The organism is Nocardia wallacei (assembly GCF_014466955.1).
In the GTDB taxonomy this organism is placed as follows: Bacteria; Actinomycetota; Actinomycetes; order Mycobacteriales; family Mycobacteriaceae; genus Nocardia; species Nocardia wallacei.
Genome location: NZ_AP023396.1, coordinates 2,217,686 through 2,235,116, shown reverse-complemented (window position 1 = coordinate 2,235,116; position 17,431 = coordinate 2,217,686). Strand labels below are relative to the sequence as shown.

The following is a 17,431-nucleotide window of genomic DNA, read 5'->3' as shown; positions in this document are numbered from 1 at the left end:
ACAACGAAGCGGCCCCGGCCTGATGGCCGGGGCCGCTTTCGCGTGGGGAGCCGTCAGCGGCGCGTGGTCCGCTTGGCAGCGGTGCGCTTGGCGGCGGTCTTCTTCGCCGGGGCCTTCTTGGCCGCCGTCTTCTTCGCGGTGGCCTTGGTGGCCGTCTTCTTGGCCGGAGCCGCCTTCTTGACCGTGGTCTTCTTCGCGGCCGTGGTCTTCTTGGCGGTCGCGGTCTTCTTGGCCGGGGCCTTCTTGGCCGTGGTCTTCTTGGCCGTGGTGGTCTTCTTGGCGGCCGGGGCCTTCTTGGCCGGGGCCTTCTTGGCGGCGGTCTTCTTCGCCGTCGTCTTCTTGGCGGCGGTCTTCTTGGCCGTCGTCTTCTTGGCCGCACCCGACACCGGCGCTGCCACACCACGTTTCACGGCCGGACCGGCCGCGGCGATCTTCTGCTTACCCGCGATGATCGCCTTGAACTGCGCGCCCGGCCGGAAAGCCGGCACCGAAGTGGGCTTCACCTTCACGGTTTCGCCGGTGCGGGGGTTACGCGCCACCCGCGCCGCGCGCTTGCGCTGTTCGAACACACCGAATCCGGTGATGGTGACACTCTGACCCTTGTTCACCGCGCGCACGATCGTGTCGACAATCTGCTCGACTGCCGCAGTGGCCGTGCGCCTGTCAGTACCCAACTTTTCGGTCAGAACGTCGATCAGTTCCGCCTTGTTCATTGAATCCTCCGCAGACTAATGGCCCGTCGTCGGACCGACTAGGTACCACGGTAAACCCTCAATGGGCAAGAGTCTATGTGCCACGCCAAATTTCATGTGGCGTGGCACACGCGCAGCAACCGTGATTGGTAGCTCCCAGCTAACACCCCCGACTGTTTACGCCTGCGAAATAGCGTCCGGAATGGTGGTGGGTTTCCATGCCGGCCTTGCCTTTTCGAAGGCACTGATGGCGCCTTCCTGCCGGAGTGTCAGTCCGATGTCGTCCAGGCCCTCGAGCAGGCGCCACCTGGTGTAGTCGTCAATATCGAAGGGCAACACGGTGGTTCCAGCGGCCACCGTGCGCGCCCCGAGATCGACCGTCAATTCCAGTCCGGGCTGTTCCTCGAGCAACTTCCAGAGCAATTCGACATCATGTTGTGACATCCGAGCGGCCACCAGGCCGCCCTTGCCGGCGTTGCCCCGGAAGATGTCCGCGAAGCGCGACGAGATCACCACCCGGAAGCCGTAGTCCATCAGCGCCCAAACGGCGTGCTCGCGCGAGGAGCCGGTGCCGAAATCCGGACCCGCCACCAGGACAGATCCCCGGTTGTAGGGCTCGGTGTTCAAAATGAAGGTCGGATCCGACCGCCATGCCGAGAACAGCCCGTCCTCGAATCCCGTTCGGGTGACGCGCTTCAGATAGACCGCCGGGATGATCTGATCGGTGTCGACGTTGGATCGCCGCAGCGGAACGCCGATCCCCTTGTGTACCTTGAACGGTTCCATGAGTTCTCCTCCAAAGTCCGTGAAAATCGGCCGATCAGTTCAGATCCGCAGGTGAGGACAGCGTTCCGCGCACCGCCGTGGCGGCCGCGACCAGCGGCGAAACCAGGTGTGTACGGCCGCCTTTGCCCTGCCTGCCCTCGAAGTTCCGGTTCGAAGTCGAGGCGCAGCGCTGACCGGGGGAAAGCTGATCGGGATTCATTCCCAGGCACATCGAGCAGCCCGCCTGCCGCCATTCCGCACCGGCCGCGGTGAAAATCTCGCCCAATCCCTCGGATTCGGCCTGCGCGCGCACCCGCATCGAACCCGGCACGATCAACATCCGGACGCCCTCGGCGACCTTGCGACCTTGCAATACCTCGGCCACGGCGCGCAGATCCTCGATACGGCCGTTGGTACACGAGCCGACGAATACCGTATCCACCTCGACCTCGCGAAGCGGAGTTCCGGGCTCCAAATCCATGTATCGCAGTGCCTTCTCGGCCGATTCCCGCGCCGTCTCGTCGGAGATATCGGCGGGATCCGGCACGGCCGCGCCCAGCGGCGCGCCCTGACCGGGATTGGTGCCCCAGGTGACGAACGGAGTCAGCGTGGAAGCGTCGATGTGCACCTCGGCGTCGAATTCCGCGCCCTCGTCGGTCTTCAACGCCTCCCAGGCGGCGACCGCGGCGTCCCAGTCCGCGCCCTGCGGTGCGTGCGGGCGGCCCTTCAGGAATTCGTAGGTGACCTCGTCGGGGGCCACCATGCCCGCGCGGGCTCCGGCCTCGATGGACATGTTGCACATGGTCATCCGCGCCTCCATGGACATGGCCCGCACGGCCTCGCCCCGGTACTCCAGCACGTAGCCCTGGCCGCCGCCGGTGCCGATCTGCGCGATCACGGCCAGGATCACGTCCTTGCTCGTGACGCCGGGCGGCAGTTGCCCGTCGATGTTGATCGCCATGGTCTTGAACGGCCGCAGCGACAGCGTCTGGGTGGCCAGCACGTGCTCGACCTCGCTGGTGCCGATGCCCATCGCGATCGCGCCGAACGCGCCGTGCGTGGAGGTGTGCGAATCACCGCACACCACGGTCATTCCCGGCTGGGTCAGACCCAGCTGCGGGCCGACCACGTGCACGATCCCCTGCTCGAGATCGCCCATCGGGTACAGCCGGACCCCGAACTCCTCGCAATTGCGCCGCAGCGTCTCGACCTGGGTGCGGGAAACCGGGTCGGCGATCGGCTTGTCGATGTCGACGGTCGGGACGTTGTGGTCCTCGGTGGCGATGGTGAGATCGGGCCGCCGGACCGGACGCCCGGCCGCGCGCAGGCCGTCGAAGGCCTGCGGGCTGGTCACCTCGTGCACCAGGTGCAGGTCGATATAGATGAGGTCCGGTTCGCGCGCCTCGCCCTCCCCCGCGCCGCGCGCGACGACGTGCTGCTCCCAGACCTTCTCCGCCAGAGTGCGTGGCCGCTCGGCCATCCTTCGTCACCTTTCTGTGTCTGATCGCGCCGGCTTCGCTGTCGCGGCTCCCGCGCACCGGCGCGGCGCAGGACGTTTGACTATCCCAACATGCGAGACGTTAATATCGTTCTATGAGACAGCATAGCGGTATCGGGGTGCTCGACAAAGCCATGGCCGTGCTCTACGCGGCGGCCGAGCAGCCCTGTGGCCTCAACGAGTTGTGTGCCCGCACCGGCCTGCCCCGCGCCACGGCGCACCGGCTCGCCGTCGGGCTCGAGGTGCACCGCATGCTCGCCCGCGACGTCAATGGATTGTGGCGGCCCGGCCCCGCGCTGTCGGAGCTGGCCACCGCCGCGGAGGACCCGCTGCTGGAGGCCGCGACGGCCATCCTGCCCCGCCTGCGTGAGATCACCGGGGAGAGTGTGCAGCTCTACCGGCTCGACGGCCACTCGCGCATCTGCGTCGCCGCCCTGGAACCCACGTCGGGGCTGCGCGACACCGTGCCGGTCGGCGCCCGGCTGCCGCTCACCGCGGGCTCGGCGGCGAAGGTGCTGCTGGCCTGGGCCGATCCGGAGTTGCAGCGCGGTGTGCTGCTGGATGCCGTGTTCGGCGAGCGGGCGCTGGCCGAGGTGCGCCGCCGCGGCTGGGCGCAGAGCGCCGCCGAGCGCGCGGCCGGGGTCGCGAGCGTCTCGGCGCCCGTGCGCGATTCGGCCGGCGCAGTGGTCGCCGCGGTCTCGGTGTCGGGCCCGATCGATCGGATGGGCAGGCGGCCGGGCGCCCGGTGGGCGGCAGATCTCGTGGCGGCCGCCGACGCCCTGCACAAGCGGCTCTGACCGCGCGAGCCGCCGACGGTGACGTAGGCCATACGCCGTAAAGTACAGTCGGCCCATGGGAGCTAATCAACGCGCGCAGATCGTCATGTCCGATGCGGAGATCGCCGATTTCCTCGAGCGCAGCCGCATCATCACGCTGGCCACGCTGGGCAAGTCGGGCCTGCCGCACCTGACCGCCATGTGGTACGGGCTGGTCGACGGCGCGATCTGGTTCGAGACCAAGGCCAAGTCCCAGAAGGCCGTCAACATCCGCCGCGATCCGCGCGTGACGGTGCTCGTGGAGGCCGGCGACACCTACGACCAGCTGCGCGGGGTCTCGATCGAGGGGCGGGCGGAGATCGTCGACGACGCGGAGGCGCTGTTCCGGGTCGGAGTGAGCGTCTGGGAGCGCTACACCGGCCCGTACAGCGAGGAGGTCCGCCCGATGGTGGAGGCGATGCTGAACAAGCGCGTGGCGATCCGGGTGGTACCCGAGCGCACCCGCAGCTGGGATCACCGCAAGCTGGGACTGCCCGAGCTGCCGCCGGGCGGCAGCACCTGGCCGCAGAATTGACGAGAAAACCCTCCAGCTCACGAGCTGGAGGGTTTCAGTAGCCCCGACGGGATTTGAACCCGCGCTACCGCCTTGAGAGGGCGGCGTCCTAGGCCGCTAGACGACGGGGCCAGGAGGATCGTCTCCGAGGAGGCTCGGCCAGCTTAACCGGCCGGAGCCCGGCGAAACAAATCGCCAGGTGTCGTCCGTCTCGACCGCGAACCAAGTCGAATCAACACGCTCCGCTGGGGTACCAGGACTCGAACCTAGAATGGCTGAACCAGAATCAGCTGTGTTGCCAATTACACCATACCCCAATGACCTGGGCTTTCAGCCAGCTCCCTGGCGGGGAGAGGACCTCGTTCCGGGCCGAGAGAAAGATTACCAAACACCTCCCCGAAACCTACAAATCGTCAGGTCAGAAGCCGTTTCGCGGGCGCGCTACGCCGGAACGGCCGCCCGCAGCCGCCGCATCGTGGTCTCGCGTCCCAGCAACTCCAGCGACTCGTACAGCGGCGGGCTGATGTGCGATCCGGTCACCGCGACCCGCACCGGCGCGAAGGCCTTGCGCGGTTTGAGGCCCAGGTCGTCCACCAGCGCCGTTTTCAGCGCGCTTTCCAGCCCTGCCGCCGTCCACTCCGAAACGCCCTCCAGCGCGGCGATGGCGGCCCGCACCACCGGCGCGGCATCGGGACCGAGATTCTTTTCCGCCGCGGCCGGGTCGATCACGAACTCCCCGTCGGGCACGAACAGGAACTTCAGCAGCTCCCATGCGTCACCGAGCACCACGATCCGGGTCTGCACCAACTCGGCCGCGGTTGCGAAAAGCGCTTCGTCCACTTCGGCGCCGATGTGGTTGTGCGCGGTCAGGTAGTCGCGCAGTCGCCGCGTGAAATCGCCGGGCTCCAGCAAACGAATGTGCTCTGCGTTGATCGCGTCCGCCTTCTTCTGGTCGAAGCGCGCCGGATTCGAATTTACTTTCGATATATCGAAGGCCTCGACCATCTCCGTCATGGAGAAGACGTCACGATCGTCGGTGAGGCTCCAACCCAGCAATGCCAGGTAATTCAGCAAACCCTCCGGGATGAATCCGCGGTCGCGGTGGACGAACAGATTCGACTCGGGATCACGCTTGGACAACTTCTTGTTGCCCTGCCCCATCACGAACGGCAGATGCCCGAACTGCGGGGTGAACTCCGCCACCCCGATCCGCTGCAGCGCCTCGTACAGCGCTATCTGCCGCGGAGTGGACGAGAGAATGTCCTCGCCACGCAACACATGGGTGATCTTCATCGACGCGTCGTCGACCGGATTCACCAGCGTGTAGAGCGGATCACCGGTGCCGCGGGTGAGCGCGAAATCCGGCACGGTGCCCGCCTTGAAGGTGGTTTCGCCGCGCACCAGATCGTTCCAGGACAGGTCGTGGTCGGGCATGCGCAGCCGGACCACCGCCGGGCGGCCCTCCGCCCGGTAGGCGGCGATCTGCTCGGGCGTCAGATCACGATCGAAGTTGTCGTACCCCAGCTTGGGATCGCGACCGGCGGCACGGTGGCGCTCCTCGACTTCGGCTGGCGTGGAGAAGGATTCGTAGGCCTCCCCGGCAGCCAGCAAACGCCGCACCACGTCGAGATGGATCTCACGGCGCAGCGACTGCCGGTACGGACCGTACGGACCGCCGACCTCCGGGCCCTCGTCCCAGGTGAGCCCGAGCCAGCGCAGCGCGTCGAGCAGCGCGGCATAGGATTCCTCGGAATCGCGTGCGGCATCGGTGTCTTCGATGCGGAACACGAAGGCGCCGCCGTGGTGACGGGCGTAGGCCCAGTTGAACAGCGCCGTCCGGATCAGGCCGACGTGCGGCGTGCCGGTCGGTGACGGGCAGAATCGGACCCGTACGTCAGACATGTTCCTTCTCTCGATCAACGTTTGGCGGCAACGGGATTGGTGAGGGTGCCGATGCCCTCTACCGTCACGGAGACGGTTTGCCCATCCTGCATCGGTCCTACACCTTCCGGTGTGCCGGTGAGGATCACGTCACCCGGCAACAGCGTCATGACCGTGGTGACCCATTCGATCAGCTTCGGGATATCGTGCAGCAGAAGCGAAGTCCGGCTGCGCTGGCGCACCTCACCGTCGAGTTCGGTGGTGATTTCCAGATCGGCCGGGTCGAGGTCGGTCTCGATCCACGGGCCGAGCGGGCAGAAGGTGTCGTAGCCCTTGCCACGGGTCCACTGGCCGTCGTGCCGCTGCTGGTCCCGGGCGGTGACGTCGTTGGCGGCGGTGTACCCCAGGATCACGTCCCGGGCGCGGGCGGCGGGAACGTCCTTGCACGGGCGGCCGATCACGACGGCCAGTTCGCCCTCGTAGTCGACCTGAGAGGAACTGGGCGGCAGCACAATCGGCACATTCGGGCCCACGATGGCGGTGTTCGGCTTGAGGAAGATCACCGGATCCGCCGGGGCCTCACCGCCCATCTCCCGCGCGTGCGCCGCGTAGTTCTTGCCGACACACACCACCTTGCTGGCGAGGATCGGGGCCAGCAGCCGCACGTCGGCCACCGGCCAGCTGCGGCCGGTGAACGTCGGCGTGCCGAACGGGTGCTCGGCGATCTCCCTGGCCACCGCGTCCGAACTCGATCCCTCGATGCTGACGAACGCGACTCCATCGGGGCTGGCAACTCGACCTAGGCGCATGGCTCGACAGTCTATCCACCTCGTGGTATGCGCCGGACCGGGTGGTCTGCCGAGCGGCCCGGCACGTCGACCGGCCACCGGTGGTGGCTTCGTCTCCCGGCCGGGTGTACCGTGACACGGTGTTCACACAGTAAGACCCAGTTCCCAATATATGAGATTCGGAGGTGGAGGCATGGCTACCGTGACCCCGTCGCACGCGACCCGGCGGTGGATCATGCTCGCCCTCGGGGTCTTCGCGCAGAGCTCCAGCGCGGTCATCGTGCACGGCACGCCGTTCCTGCTGCCGGAGCTGACCGACCGCGGAATGTCTTTGGCGACAGCGGGTCTGCTGGTGGCGATGCCGACCGTCGGGCTGGTGTGCACCCTGATCGCGTGGGGGTACGCCGTCGACCGGCTCGGCGAGCGCGCGGTGCTGGTGGCGGGGCCGGTGGTGATGTGCGTCGCGGGCGTGGCCGCGGCGACGGTCACCAACTACGTTGCCCTGGGGGCGCTGTTGTTCGCGGCGGGCATGGGCGCGGGGGCCACGAACGGCGCCAGCGGCCGGGTGATCGTCGGCTGGTTCCCGCCGAATCAGCGCGGTCTGGCGATGGGCATCCGGCAGACGGCGCAGCCGCTGGGCGTCGCGGTCGCGGCGCTGACGATCCCGGCCGTCGCTGCGGCACACGGGTTTTCCACCGCGATCCTGGTGCCGGCGGCCATGGCGGGGATGGCCGCGGTGGGCTGCGCGGTCGGGATCATCGACCCGCCGCGCCCGAGACTGTCCGGCGGCGAGCGGCCCGCCAATCCATACCGTGGTGACGCGACGCTGTGGCGAATCCACGCGGTATCGGTACTTTTGGTGATTCCGCAGGCCACCGTCTGGACGTTCGCGCTGCTGTGGCTGCACCGCGATGTCGGGCTGTCCCTGGCCGCGGCCGGTGTCCTGGTCACCGGCACGCAGTTGCTGGGCGCGGCGGGCCGCATCGGCGCGGGAGTCTGGTCCGACCGGGTCGGCAGCCGCCTGCGCCCGCTGCGCACGGTGGCGGTCGCGGCGGCGATCTCCATGTGCGCGTTGGCGATCGCGTCCTGGCTGCACTGGTGGTGGGCGGCGATCCCGATCCTGGTGGCGGCCTCGGTCATCACCGTCGCCGACAACGGCCTGGCCTTCACCGCCGTCGCCGAGATCGCCGGACCGTACTGGAGCGGCCGCGGCCTGGGCGTCCAGAACACCGGCCAGAACCTGGCCTCCGCGGCCATCGCCCCCTTGTTCGGCGCACTGATCACCGTCTCCGGCTTCCCCGCGACCTACTTGGTCACCGCCGTAATAGCCACCGCGGCAATCCCATTGGTCCCGCTCGCTCGGCGTGGAAAATCCGTCTGACACCGGAGCGGCGAGCACGAACGTGCGTGCGGAAGCGGGGCGGCGAAGATCGTTGGCGCCGAACCGAACCGGCGTGCGTCAGGATGAACCTTCAAGTGTGGCAACACAATCGAGGCACGCCGATTCGGAAACCGCGTCCGCCTGCGCATTCGGCGGCTCGCGCCGGTCCGGCGGCACACCGATCCCGCCGCCTTCGATCACGAGGGCGGCGGGGACTCGATCGCCCGCCAGGTCCTACAGAGCCGCGGCGATGCGGTCGCCGATCTCCACGGTGGAGGCCGTGCCGGTGCGGGAGGCCAGGTCCTTGGCCACGGCGGACTCGATGCGGGTGGCCGCTTCGGTGTTGCCGAGGTGGGTGAGGAGCAGGGACACCGAGAGGATGGCCGCGGTCGGGTCGGCCTTGGACTGCCCGGCGATGTCGGGCGCGCTGCCGTGCACCGGCTCGAACATGCTCGGGTTGGCGCCGGAGGCGTCGATGTTGCCCGAGGCGGCCAGGCCGATACCACCGGACACCGCGGCGGCCAGGTCGGTGATGATGTCGCCGAACAGGTTGTCGGTGACGATCACGTCGAAGCGGCCCGGGTCGTTGACCATGTGGATGGTGGCGGCATCGATGTGCTGGTAAGCCACCTCGATGTCCGGGTATTCGGCGCCGACCTCGCTCACGGTGCGCTGCCACAGCGAACCGGCGAAGCTGAGCACATTGGTCTTGTGCACCAGGGTGAGGTGCTTGCGCCGCTGCCGCGCCTTGGCGAAGGCGTAGCGGACCACGCGTTCGATGCCGAACCGGGTGTTGGTGCTGACCTCGGTGGCGACCTCGTGCGGCGTCTCCACGCGGATCGCGCCGCCGGTGCCCGTGTAGGGCCCCTCGGTGCCCTCGCGCACCACCACGAAGTCGATGTCCGGGTTGCCCGCGAGCGGACTGGTCACGCCCGGGTACAGCTTGGACGGCCGCAGATTCACGTGGTGGTCGAGCGCGAAACGGGTGCGCAGCAGCAGGCCGCGCTCGAGGACGCCACTCGGCACGGACGGGTCGCCGATCGCGCCCAGCAGAATCGCGTCGTGCTGCTTCAATTCGGGCAGCACATTGTCCGGCAGCACCTCGCCGGTCGCGTGGTAGCGCTTCGCGCCCAGGTCGTAGTGGGTCCGCTCGACGCCGGGCACGACCACGTCGAGCACCTTCAGCGCCTCCGCGATGACCTCGGGCCCGATTCCGTCACCGGGGATGACAGCCAGCTTCATTTGACCAAGGCTCCGTTTCGTTCGTGCGGCCGGGCTCACAAGCATCGACACCCTATCCGCTACCCCGATTCCCGCGTTCACCAGGGCAAGCCGGTCCCGCATACTGGAATCGCCGGGCCAACCGACCGGCGCGGCCCTAGCGATGCGGCGCGTTCCACGATGGTGATGAGGGCCGCCGAGGCAGTGCGCGCGTTTCACATGGGTGGCGCGGGCATCCACAGGGATGCGCGCGTTGCGCAATGGGTAGTAAACGGCAGCCGAAGGGATGCGCGCATTTCACGAAGGTGGGGAAAGGCAGCGGACGCGGGTGCGCGCGTTTCACCTTGGCGGCGAAGGACGCCGACGCGATGCGGCGCGTCACGACGGCGGTGAGGGTAGCCGAAGCGGTGCGCGCGTTTCACGATCGTGGTGAGGGCCGCCGAGGCAGTGCGCAGGTGTCACGATCGTGGTGAGGGCCGCCGAAGCGGTGCGCAGGTGTCACGATCGTGGTGAGGGCCGCCGAAGCGGTGCGCAGGTGTCACGATGGTGATCAGGGCAGCCGAGGCGGGGCGGTGCGTTTGACGATGGTGGTGAGGGCGGCCGATTCGACTCGCTCGATGCCGGGGATGCGGCCGATCGTGGTCGACAGGTAGTCGAACAGGTCGCTCGCGGTGCGGCACACTACGAGCACGACGAGATTGTGCGGGCCGGTCGTGGCGCCCGCGAACGCCACCTCGGTGTGGGCGTTCAGCTGATCGGCGACGGCGGCGAGCCGGGCGGGCGATACGGTCAACCACAGGATCGCCTGCACCGCGAATCCCAGTGTGGCCGCGTCGATCTCCACGTCGAAGCGAACGACGCCGCGGCGGCGGAGCTCGTCGACGCGGCGCCGCACCGCCGACTCGGACCATCCCGTCGCCCGGGCCAGGCTCGGAAAGTCCGCGCGCCCGTCGAGCCGCAACGCGACGAGCAGCCGCCGGTCCAGATCGGTCAGGACCACAGCGCCGGAGGTCTCCGGCTCCGGAATTCGCAGGGCGGCGACCTGTTCGGGAGTCAGCGCGCGGGTGCGGCCGGGCCAGCGCCGGGCGGTGAGGTGGCGCAGCAGACGTTGCGCGTCGACGGCATCGACCTGGGCATGTCCGGTCAGCACCCGCGTCGGCAACGGCTGTTCGCCCTCGACCCGGATCACGGCCACCACCTCGGTGCCGCCGGAGAGCACCGTGACCCACGAACTGTCCTGCCGCCGGGCCAGCTCCCGCGCGACCAGCGCGGCACTGCCCGGACGGGTCCGCAAGCGCACCAGCCATTCCGCGTATCCGGTGCGGTCGCTGTCCGGCACGCCCGTGACCCGGACCAAGCCGTGCGCGCGCAGCCGGCCGAAGCGGCGGGCCACGGTCCGATCGGAGACCCCGAGCACGTCGGCGATTCGGCTGAACGGCGCCCGCCCGTCGACCTGCAGAGCGTGCACCAGCGCCGAGGCGACGCCGTCGAGTTCGACCGAATCCACCAGCCGACGCTACTACAGTGTCGGATTCCGGCGTAGCCCTCGCGATTTCTCGCCCCGCCCGGCACCGCGCTCGAGGATTGGCGTCATGAACGAACATCTCGACGGTTTCCACCACGCCGGCCTGCTCACCCGCGATCTCGACACGCTCGAGAAGCGTTACGAGTCGCTGGGTTTCACCCTCAGCCCACGCTCACGTCACCTGCTCGCCGCCGAACCCGGGAAACCGCCGGTCCCCGGCTGCACGGCCAATCGGTGCGCAGTGTTCGGTGACTCCTACATCGAACTGCTCGGCATCGTCGACGACGCCGCGCCCGATCCGTGGCACACGCGGGCGATGGCCGCCGAGTACGAGGGTTTCCGCCTGCTCAACCTCGAAACCGGCGACGCGGACGCGGCGGACGCCCGGCTGCGCGAGATCGGGCTGACCACCTCCGGCGTGCTGGACCTGGAGCGCGCCGTGGACACCGCCTCCGGCCCGCGCACCCTGCGGGCCCGCGCGGTGCACGTGGACCCGCGGGCGACGCCGGAGGGGTATCTCGGTGTCGCGCAACATCTCACGCGCGAATACGTCCATCAGCCGCGCTATCTCGGGCACGAGAACGGGGCGCGCGGGATCGGCGCGGTATTGATCGTCGCCGACCCCGCCGTGTTCGACACCGTGGTCGACCGCTACGCGCGTATCTCGGGCCGCCCCGCCGACCAGGAGGGACCCCTCGCGCTGGTGGACGTCGGCGGTGCCCGGCTGGAGATCGTCCGCTCCGGCGACGCCGAGGCGCTGCTTCCCGGCGAGCCCGCACCGTCCGGTTCGTATCTCGCCGCGATGACGATCCGCGTCGCCGATGTCTATCGGGCGCGCGAGGTCGTGGACAACGCCGCGATCGCGACGCGCACCACCCCCGATGGCTTCTTCGTCTCGGCCCGCGACGCCTTCGGCGCCGGGCTGTTCTTCACGGGGTGAACAACGTCGCGATGGACGGCAATCCGACCGCCGAGGTGAGTTCCGTTCCCGCGCAAGACGAACGGGCCACCGACGCCACCCGCGCGGGTGGTGTCGGCGGCCCTGCGATGTCTCGTGATCTCAGCTCAGGTCGACCTGGGCGACCTTGGCCGCGCCCACGGCCTCGGCGATCGCGGCCTGGACGTCGGCCGGAACCTCCTTGTTGACGCGCAGCACCACGGTGGCGCCCTCCTTGTCGACGTCCTGGCTCAGCTGCGCGGCCTGGATGTCGATGTCGGCCTCCCCGAGCTTGGTGCCGATGCGGCCCAGCGCGCCCGGGCGGTCGTCGTAGTTGAGCACGGCCAGGTTGAGGCCCTCGGCGCGCATGTCGTAGTTGCGGCCGTTGATGTTGACGATCTTCTGAACCTGCTGCGGCTCGGTCAGCGTCCCGGCCACGTTCAGGGTCGCGCCGTCACCGAACACCGCGCGCAGGTCGACGAGGCTGCGGTGCGAGGGGCTCTCCGAAACGGTGGAGACCGACGCCTCGATACCGCGGTCCTTGGCCAGCTGCGGTGCGTTGACGAAGGTGACCGGATCCTCGACCAGCGCCGTGAAGATACCGCGCAGCGCCGAAAGCTCCAGCACCGCAACGTCTTCCGAGGACAACTCGCCGCGCACCACGACCTCCAGGCTGACCGGCAGCTCGCTGGCCAGCGCGCCCAGCAGCACGCCCTGCTTGCGCACGATCTCGAGCCACGGCGCGACCTCCTCGCCCACCGCGCCACCGGTCACGTTCACCGCGCCCGGCACGAACTCGCCCGCCAGCGCCAGCAGCACGGACTTGGCGACATCGGTGCCCGCCCGGTCCTGCGCCTCGGCGGTGGACGCGCCCAGGTGCGGCGTGACGACAACCTGCGGCAGCTCGAACAGCGGGCTGTCGGTGCACGGCTCGGTCTCGTAGACATCGATACCGGCGGCCCGCACGTGGCCGGAGGTGATGGCGTCGGCGAGGGCCTGCTCGTCGATGAGCCCGCCGCGGGCGGCGTTGACGATGATGACGCCCGGCTTGGTCAGCGCCAGCTTCTCCTTGGAGAACAGGCCCTTGGTCTCCGGCGTCTTGGGCAGGTGCACCGAGATCAGGTCGGCGCGCTGCAGCAGTTCGTCCAGCGACACCAGCTCGATGCCCAGCTGCGCGGCCCGCGCGGGCGACACGTAGGGGTCATACGCGATGATCTTGGTCTCGAATGCCGCCAGGCGTGCGGCGAACAGCTGGCCGATGCGGCCCAGGCCGACCACGCCGACGGTCTTGCCGAAGATCTCGACGCCGTTGAACTTGCTGCGCTTCCAGGTGTGCTCGCGCAGGGTGGCGTCGGCGGCCGGAATCTGGCGGGCGGCCGACAGCAGCAGCGTGACGGCGTGCTCGGCGGCGGTGTGGATGTTCGAGGTGGGCGCGTTGACCACCATGACCCCGCGCTCGGTGGCCGCGGGCACGTCGACATTGTCCAGGCCGACACCGGCGCGGGCGACGATCTTCAGGTTCTTCCCGGCCTCGAGCACCTCGGCGTCGACGGTGGTGGCCGAGCGCACCAGCAGTGCGTCCGCCTCGGGCACGGCGGCCAGCAGCTCGGGCCGGTTCGGGCCGTCTACCCAGCGCACCTCGACACCGTCACCGAGCGCATCGACGGTCGACTGGGCGAGCTTGTCGGCGATCAGAACTACGGGACGGCCATGTTGGCTCACTGTGCGGCACTCCTGGGGAATGGGGATCGGCATTTACCGCCGCCCAGCTTAATGGGCCGGATTCCGGGCTCGGGTACCGCCCGGCAGGCAGCTGCCCTCAGTGCGCGGACCCGCCCTCGGCGGCGCGTGTGTCCGCCGCGCGACCGGCGCGTGAACATGGTGAACCGGGCCCGACGCCCGCGTGAGAGTTGCGCGAAACCTTGGGCGGGACGGGCGTTTTCGCTGGAGAGCGGGCTTTCGGCCGGTCATGGTGTGATCATGGCCATCACCCGGCGCACCTGTTCGGCACTGTTGGTGACCTCCTTCGCGGCGCTCGTCACCGGCGCCACACTGCCGCGGGCGAGCGCCGCCGCGGGCGCGGGCAAGGTGGCGGTGATCGGCATCGACGGCTGCCTGTACAGCGAACTGCTCGCCGCCGTCACACCGAATCTGCAGCGGCTGGCCGCCGAGGGCACGCTCAGCCGGTATTCGATCGCGCCGCACACCACGGTGTCGTGCCCGTCCTGGTCGGCAGTGCTGACCGGGGTGTGGGACACCCGCACCGGCGTCTGCGACAACGGCGACAGCTGCTCGCCCGAACGCCTGAGCCGCTTCCCGACGGTGTTCAACCGGATCAAACGCGCCGCGCCCGAGCGCAGGACGGCCTCGATCGCCACGTGGGACACCATCTCGATGATCGCCCGTCTGGGCGATCCGCACGCCGACGTCGTGCTCACCACCGGCGCGAACCCGCTGGGCACCTACGGCTGCGAGGCCGACATCGACACCGCGACCGCGGCGGAGACGGTCCGCGCGATCGCCGACGGCACCGACTTCGTGTTCACCCATTTCGACCAGGTCGACATCGCCGGGCACCGGCTGCGCGCGAGCAACCCACAGGCCTACCGCGACGCGATCAGCCGGGTCGACGTGCTGGTCGGCCGGATCGTCGACGCGGTGCGGTCGCGCTCGCAACGGCACCCCGGGGAGCGGTGGTCGATTCTGGTGACCACCGACCACGGGCACAAGCCCGAGGGCGGGCACGGCGGCCGGAGCGCCTACGAGACCGCCAGCTTCGTCATCGCGTGGGGTCCCGACTTCGCGGCGGGCCGCACGCACAACGGGTATTCGCTGATCGATGTCACCCCGACGGTGCTCGATCTGCTCGGCCTCCCGCCGGTACCCGATCTGGACGGAAAGTCGTTGCGCGCGGGCGGTTCCGGTGATCCGTCGGCGTCGCCGCCACGCACGCCGGTGGTCGGGCATCCCGCCGATCCCGCCACCACCCGCCTCGCGGCGCTGCCGTCCCCGGCCGATGCCGGATGCAAGGTCGGCGCGGCATCCACCGGCGACTAGACCAGGACGCGCGAGGGGCCCCGCACCGTTCCCGGCGCGGGGCCCCTCGGCAAAGTCGCGGGATCAGATCACGCGGACGCCCTGGGCCTGCGGGCCCTTCTGGCCCTGGCCGATCTCGAACTCCACGCGCTGACCTTCATCGAGCGAGCGGAAGCCCGACCCGGAGACGGCCGAGTAATGCACGAACACATCGGGCCCCCCGTTGTCCTGTGCGATGAACCCGAAGCCCTTCTCGCTGTTGAACCACTTAACTACGCCTTGCGCCATTTCATACCTTCTGTAGACGAGCCGAGCCGACCAGCCATACAGCCGACCCGGTCTCACCCATCCACACTGCCATGCCGGGCGGCATACTCGCCACCGCGCGCGCGTGCGAGGAGTGTTTACGGCTGCGCCGCAAGATTATTCGCTGTGTCCGGAGCGGGCCGAAGTTATCGCCCTGTGATAGCGATACGGGTCACGTCACCGGCCCGCCGGGGCGAAAAATGGCCCGGCCCCGGGCGGTATTCGTCCGGGGCCGGGCCCAAGGTCGTTCACTACGACCATCGTACGAGGTCAGCCGCCGAACGAGCCGGTCCACAGGGTGTCGACCAGACCGTGGAGGGCGGCACCGACGGTGCTGAAGAGGCCGTTCAGGGCGGCGCTACCGGTGTCGATGATAACGGGGATCATGAAATTGACTCTCCTTCGTAAAACTCAGTCGTACTGGCTGACAACCGGTATATCCGACCGAGTTAAACACCCGTTATCCGGATTTGCTGAAAAGTGACTCGGGTGACAGATCGGCGCGAATGTGCGACAGGACACAGCTAGCGGTCGCGGAGCACTCGCACGCCCCTGGCCTCGGGCCCGGCCTTCGCGCGGCGAATCTCGAACTGCACCCGCTGCCCCTCGATCAGGGAACGGAAGCCGACGCCCTCGACCTCGGCGTAGTCGACGAAGACGTCCGGGCCGCCGTCGTCGGCGGTGATGAAACCGAACCCCTTCTTACTGTCGAACCACTTGACCGTGCCGTGCGCCATCCCTCTTACCTTCTCGCCTCGAGCCAGGCAGACGATAACGAGGTGACTCACGAAGGTCCAGACGGGCCCGGCGCGCCGTCGGCGGCACGCTGTCAGTCCTCCGCGACGGCCCGTTCGTAGGCGTCGCGCAGCCGTTCCGAGGGCGGCGGTCCGGCGTCGGGGGGACGCGGGATGCCGAGGTGCGACTCTCGCAGTTCGTCCATGAACTCCGCCCACAGCGCGGGGCCGCCCTCCTCCAGCAGTTCCGCGCGCACGCGCAGGCGCTCGGTGGTCGGGCGGTGCCGCAATCCCCAGCTGCCCAGCTGCGCCATCACGGGCACCAGCTGGATGGCCGCCTCGGTCAGGCGGTACTCGGCCTTCTGCCCCGGGCGGGTGTCCTCCCGGCTGAGCAGCCCGGCCGCGACCAGGCGTTTGAGCCGGTCGGAGAGGATGTTGGAGGCGATGCCCTCCTCGGAGCCGGCCAGCAACTCACGGAAGTGCCGGCGGTTGCCGAACATGACGTCCCGCAACACCAGCATCGTCCACTTGTCGCCGATCACCTCGATCGTGGCGTTGATAGGACATCCCGAACGCGCTCGCACGATCACTCACCTCCGATTCGACCAACCGATTGCACTCTACAACCGCTTGCGTTAACGTAGCTACCGATTGCAAATCACAACCACTTACGAAGGACCTGTCATGCCTCAGTTGCGCGCCCACAACCTGTCGATCTCCCTGGACGGCTACCTCGCCGGCCCCGGCCAGGGTTCGGAGCATCCGCTCGGAGTCGACGGTGAACGACTGCACGAGTGGATCTTCGCCACCCGGTTCGGCCACGGGATGATGGGCGAACCGGGCGGTGAGACCGGCATCGACAACGACGCCGCCCTGGCCGGAGAGGCCAATGTCGGCGCGACCATCATGGGCCGCAACATGTTCGGGCCGGTGCGCGGCGAATGGCCGGACCACTCCTGGACGGGCTGGTGGGGCCCGAACCCGCCGTTCCACCACGACGTCTTCGTGCTGACCCACCACTCCCGGCCGTCGGTGGAGATGGCCGGTGGCACGACCTTCCACTTCGTGGACGACACCCCGCGAGCCGTGTTGAACCGCGCCTTCGAGGCCGCGGGCGGCAAGGACGTGCGGCTCGGCGGCGGGGCGGCGACCGTGCGGCAGTTCCTGCGCGAGGGACTGGTCGACATGCTCCATCTCGCGGTGGTGCCGATCCTGCTGGGCGGAGGCGAGCGAATCTTCGACGATCTCGGAACGTTGCCCGGCTACGAATGCAGCGAGCCGGTGTCGTCGGAGCGGGTCACCCACGTCCGCTTCACGAAGGTGGACGCCTGATCACGC

The 17,431-nt window shown here is 68.8% G+C and carries 17 protein-coding genes and 2 tRNA genes; 6 read left to right on the top strand and 13 right to left on the bottom strand.

Annotated elements, in window-relative coordinates; all coding sequences use genetic code 11:
• Positions 1–53 precede the first annotated feature (53 nt).
• The 3 genes from NWFMUON74_RS10120 to leuC form a co-directional block, all read right to left on the bottom strand.
• Positions 54–713, bottom strand: a complete 660-nt coding sequence (locus tag NWFMUON74_RS10120) for an HU family DNA-binding protein (protein ID WP_187687572.1) — start codon at positions 711–713, stop codon at positions 54–56.
• Positions 714–869: 156 nt separating this feature from the next.
• Positions 870–1,478, bottom strand: a complete 609-nt coding sequence (leuD, locus tag NWFMUON74_RS10115; protein ID WP_187687571.1) for a 3-isopropylmalate dehydratase small subunit — start codon at positions 1,476–1,478, stop codon at positions 870–872.
• Positions 1,479–1,512: 34 nt separating this feature from the next.
• Positions 1,513–2,937, bottom strand: coding sequence for a 3-isopropylmalate dehydratase large subunit (gene leuC, locus NWFMUON74_RS10110; protein WP_187687570.1), 1,425 nt, complete (start codon positions 2,935–2,937; stop codon positions 1,513–1,515).
• A 113-nt stretch (positions 2,938–3,050) separates the two neighbouring features.
• On the opposite strand from leuC, the gene NWFMUON74_RS10105 reads away from it, so the two are divergent.
• Positions 3,051–3,752 carry an IclR family transcriptional regulator gene (locus NWFMUON74_RS10105; protein ID WP_187687569.1) on the top strand — a complete coding sequence of 234 codons (702 nt, stop codon included), beginning with the start codon at positions 3,051–3,053 and terminating at the stop codon, positions 3,750–3,752.
• A gap of 55 nt (positions 3,753–3,807) precedes the next feature.
• Complete coding sequence (locus NWFMUON74_RS10100; protein WP_187687568.1) at positions 3,808–4,305, top strand: pyridoxamine 5'-phosphate oxidase family protein; 498 nt, start codon at positions 3,808–3,810, stop codon at positions 4,303–4,305.
• Positions 4,306–4,343: 38 nt separating this feature from the next.
• Here NWFMUON74_RS10100 and NWFMUON74_RS10095 read toward each other — a convergent pair.
• The 4 genes from NWFMUON74_RS10095 to NWFMUON74_RS10080 all read right to left on the bottom strand — a co-directional run bounded on the left by NWFMUON74_RS10095 (position 4,344) and on the right by NWFMUON74_RS10080 (position 6,974).
• A tRNA-Glu gene (locus tag NWFMUON74_RS10095) sits at positions 4,344–4,416 on the bottom strand.
• Positions 4,417–4,529: 113 nt separating this feature from the next.
• Positions 4,530–4,601, bottom strand: a tRNA-Gln gene (locus tag NWFMUON74_RS10090).
• A gap of 124 nt (positions 4,602–4,725) precedes the next feature.
• Positions 4,726–6,186: a glutamate--tRNA ligase gene (gene gltX / locus NWFMUON74_RS10085; RefSeq protein ID WP_187687567.1), complete on the bottom strand. Its 1,461-nt coding sequence runs from the start codon at positions 6,184–6,186 to the stop codon at positions 4,726–4,728.
• A gap of 14 nt (positions 6,187–6,200) precedes the next feature.
• The gene (locus tag NWFMUON74_RS10080) at positions 6,201–6,974 is read right to left on the bottom strand and encodes a fumarylacetoacetate hydrolase family protein (RefSeq protein WP_187687566.1); all 774 of its coding nucleotides are present in this window, start codon (positions 6,972–6,974) and stop codon (positions 6,201–6,203) included.
• A gap of 172 nt (positions 6,975–7,146) precedes the next feature.
• Between NWFMUON74_RS10080 and NWFMUON74_RS10075 the strand changes: the two genes are divergently transcribed.
• Positions 7,147–8,334, top strand: coding sequence for an MFS transporter (locus tag NWFMUON74_RS10075; protein WP_187687565.1), 1,188 nt, complete (start codon positions 7,147–7,149; stop codon positions 8,332–8,334).
• A gap of 234 nt (positions 8,335–8,568) precedes the next feature.
• Here the strand turns inward: NWFMUON74_RS10075 and NWFMUON74_RS10070 are convergent, their stop codons facing one another.
• Both NWFMUON74_RS10070 and NWFMUON74_RS10065 read right to left on the bottom strand, forming a co-directional pair.
• Positions 8,569–9,576, bottom strand: coding sequence for a 3-isopropylmalate dehydrogenase (locus tag NWFMUON74_RS10070; protein ID WP_187687564.1), 1,008 nt, complete (start codon positions 9,574–9,576; stop codon positions 8,569–8,571).
• 529 nt (positions 9,577–10,105) lie between these two features.
• Positions 10,106–11,062, bottom strand: coding sequence for an Lrp/AsnC family transcriptional regulator (locus tag NWFMUON74_RS10065; protein WP_187687563.1), 957 nt, complete (start codon positions 11,060–11,062; stop codon positions 10,106–10,108).
• Between the two features lie 85 nt (positions 11,063–11,147).
• Here NWFMUON74_RS10065 and NWFMUON74_RS10060 point away from each other — a divergent pair, with 85 nt between their 5' ends.
• Positions 11,148–12,020, top strand: coding sequence for a VOC family protein (locus NWFMUON74_RS10060; RefSeq protein WP_187687562.1), 873 nt, complete (start codon positions 11,148–11,150; stop codon positions 12,018–12,020).
• Positions 12,021–12,140: 120 nt separating this feature from the next.
• On the opposite strand, the gene serA is transcribed toward NWFMUON74_RS10060, so the two are convergent.
• Entirely contained in the window at positions 12,141–13,739 is a 1,599-nt protein-coding gene (serA, locus tag NWFMUON74_RS10055; protein WP_187687561.1) for a phosphoglycerate dehydrogenase, read from the bottom strand.
• A 258-nt stretch (positions 13,740–13,997) separates the two neighbouring features.
• Here serA and NWFMUON74_RS10050 point away from each other — a divergent pair, with 258 nt between their 5' ends.
• Positions 13,998–15,074: an alkaline phosphatase family protein gene (locus NWFMUON74_RS10050; protein WP_187687560.1), complete on the top strand. Its 1,077-nt coding sequence runs from the start codon at positions 13,998–14,000 to the stop codon at positions 15,072–15,074.
• Positions 15,075–15,137: 63 nt separating this feature from the next.
• Here the strand turns inward: NWFMUON74_RS10050 and NWFMUON74_RS10045 are convergent, their stop codons facing one another.
• From NWFMUON74_RS10045 to NWFMUON74_RS10035, 3 genes are all read right to left on the bottom strand, one after another.
• A complete protein-coding gene (locus NWFMUON74_RS10045; protein WP_187687559.1) occupies positions 15,138–15,341 on the bottom strand; it encodes a cold-shock protein in 204 nt (67 codons plus the stop codon).
• Between the two features lie 542 nt (positions 15,342–15,883).
• Positions 15,884–16,096 (bottom strand): cold-shock protein, encoded by a 213-nt coding sequence (locus NWFMUON74_RS10040; RefSeq protein WP_187687558.1) that lies wholly within the window; start codon positions 16,094–16,096, stop codon positions 15,884–15,886.
• Positions 16,097–16,188: 92 nt separating this feature from the next.
• On the bottom strand, positions 16,189–16,677 hold the full coding sequence (locus NWFMUON74_RS10035; RefSeq protein WP_187687557.1) for a winged helix-turn-helix transcriptional regulator: 489 nt from the start codon (positions 16,675–16,677) through the stop codon (positions 16,189–16,191).
• Between the two features lie 100 nt (positions 16,678–16,777).
• On the opposite strand from NWFMUON74_RS10035, the gene NWFMUON74_RS10030 reads away from it, so the two are divergent.
• Positions 16,778–17,425, top strand: coding sequence for a dihydrofolate reductase family protein (locus NWFMUON74_RS10030; protein WP_187687556.1), 648 nt, complete (start codon positions 16,778–16,780; stop codon positions 17,423–17,425).
• Positions 17,426–17,431 lie beyond the last annotated feature (6 nt).